Below are 1,976 nucleotides of genomic sequence, written 5' to 3'. Positions count from 1 at the left end.
CTCTTTCGCAGTATTGATGATGTTTTCAGTGGTGAAACCAAACATCTTAAACAGTTCACCCGCTGGCGCAGACTCACCAAATGTCGTCATACCAATGATGCGACCGTCGAAACCAACGTACTTGTACCAGAAGTCCGCAATTCCCGCTTCGATAGCGATACGAGCCGTTACGTCCGATGGCAGTACTGACTCGCGGTAAGCCGCGTCTTGCTTGTCAAAGACGTCTGTCGATGGCATAGACACTACTCGTACTTGCTTGCCTTGTGCCGTTAGTTGCTCTGCCGCTTCCACAGCTAGCTCAACCTCTGAACCTGTTGCAATCAAGATAAGCTCTGGTTTACCCGCACTCTCTTTTAGAACGTAAGCACCTTTAGCGATGTCGGCAACCTGCTCTGTCGTACGCGCTTGCTGAGCAAGGTTTTGACGAGAGAAGATAGTGATGTCGGTGCGTCTTTGCGCTCAATCGCCAGTTTCCAAGCCACGGCAGATTCAACTTGGTCACATGGACGCCACGTACTCATGTTAGGTGTTAGACGAAGTGAAGCCATTTGCTCAACCGGCTGGTGAGTAGGGCCGTCTTCACCCAGACCGATAGAGTCGTGTGTGTAAACCTGAATGTTTTGCACTTTCATCAGTGCTGCCATGCGCATCGCGTTTCGCGCGTATTCCATAAACATAAGGAATGTCGCGCCGTAAGGGACAAAACCACCGTGAAGAGCAATACCGTTCATGATAGCTGTCATACCAAACTCACGTACACCGTAGTGGATGTAGTTACCCGAAGCGTCATCAGCCGTCAGTGACTGAGAGCCAGACCACATGGTGAGGTTAGAAGGCGCAAGGTCAGCAGAGCCGCCCATAAACTCAGGTAGGATTTGACCAAAGGCTTCTAGTGCATTTTGCGAGGCTTTGCGCGAGGCGATGTTCGCTGGGTTTGCTTGTAGGTCTGCAATGATTTGTGCTGTTTTTGCTTCCCACTCTGCTGGTAGTTCACCGTTTACTCGACGTTTGAACTCAGCTGCTAGCTCTGGGTACGCCGCTGCGTAAGCCGCAAACTTCTCGTCCCAAGCCGCTTCTTTGGCTTTACCTGCTTCTTTGGCATCCCACTCGCCGTAAACGTCAGCTGGGATATCAAATGGACCGTGTTCCCAACCTAGGAATTCACGCGCCGCAGCGATTTCTTCATGACCTAGTGGTGCGCCGTGACAGTCGTGTGAACCGGATTTGTTTGGCGAACCAAAACCAATGATGGTCTTAGTACAGATGAGGGTTGGGCGGCCTGTTTCCGCTTTTGCAGCTTCGATAGCCGCGTTAATTGCTTCTGGGTCGTGACCATCAACCGCTGGAATAACATGCCAGCCATACGCTTCAAAGCGCTTAGGTGTATCGTCTGAGAACCAGCCTTCTACGTGACCGTCGATTGAGATGCCGTTGTCATCCCAAAACGCGACCAGTTTGCCAAGGCCCAGTGTTCCCGCCAGTGAACAGGCTTCGTGAGAGATGCCTTCCATCAAACAGCCATCACCCATAAACACGTATGTAAAGTGGTCAACGATGTCGTGCTCTGGTTTGTTAAATTGAGCCGCCAGCGCTTTCTCTGCCAATGCCATACCAACAGCGTTGGTGATGCCTTGACCTAGAGGGCCTGTCGTTGTCTCAATACCCGGTGCGTAACCATACTCTGGGTGACCTGGCGTCTTAGAGTGCAATTGGCGGAAGTTTTTTAAGTCGTCGATAGACAACTCGTAACCGCTCAGGTGAAGCAGAGAGTAAATCAGCATTGAGCCGTGGCCGTTTGACAATACAAAACGGTCGCGGTCTGCCCACTCAGGGTTAGTTGGGTTGTGGTTTAGGTGAGAGCGCCAAAGAACTTCAGCGATATCTGCCATGCCCATAGGGGCACCTGGGTGGCCTGAGTTTGCTTGTTGAACGCCGTCCATGCTGAGAGCGCGGATAGCATTAGCTAGGTGTTTACG

At 51.6% G+C, this 1,976-nt stretch carries 1 pseudogene; it reads right to left on the bottom strand.

The features are described from left to right. A pseudogene (tkt, locus tag BLO31_RS04695) lies at positions 1-1,976 on the bottom strand (transketolase); the annotation flags it as partial.

Source organism: Vibrio sonorensis, assembly GCF_001854765.1.
Classification (GTDB): domain Bacteria; phylum Pseudomonadota; class Gammaproteobacteria; order Enterobacterales; family Vibrionaceae; genus Vibrio; species Vibrio sonorensis.
This window is presented reverse-complemented; position numbering and strand designations above follow the sequence as displayed.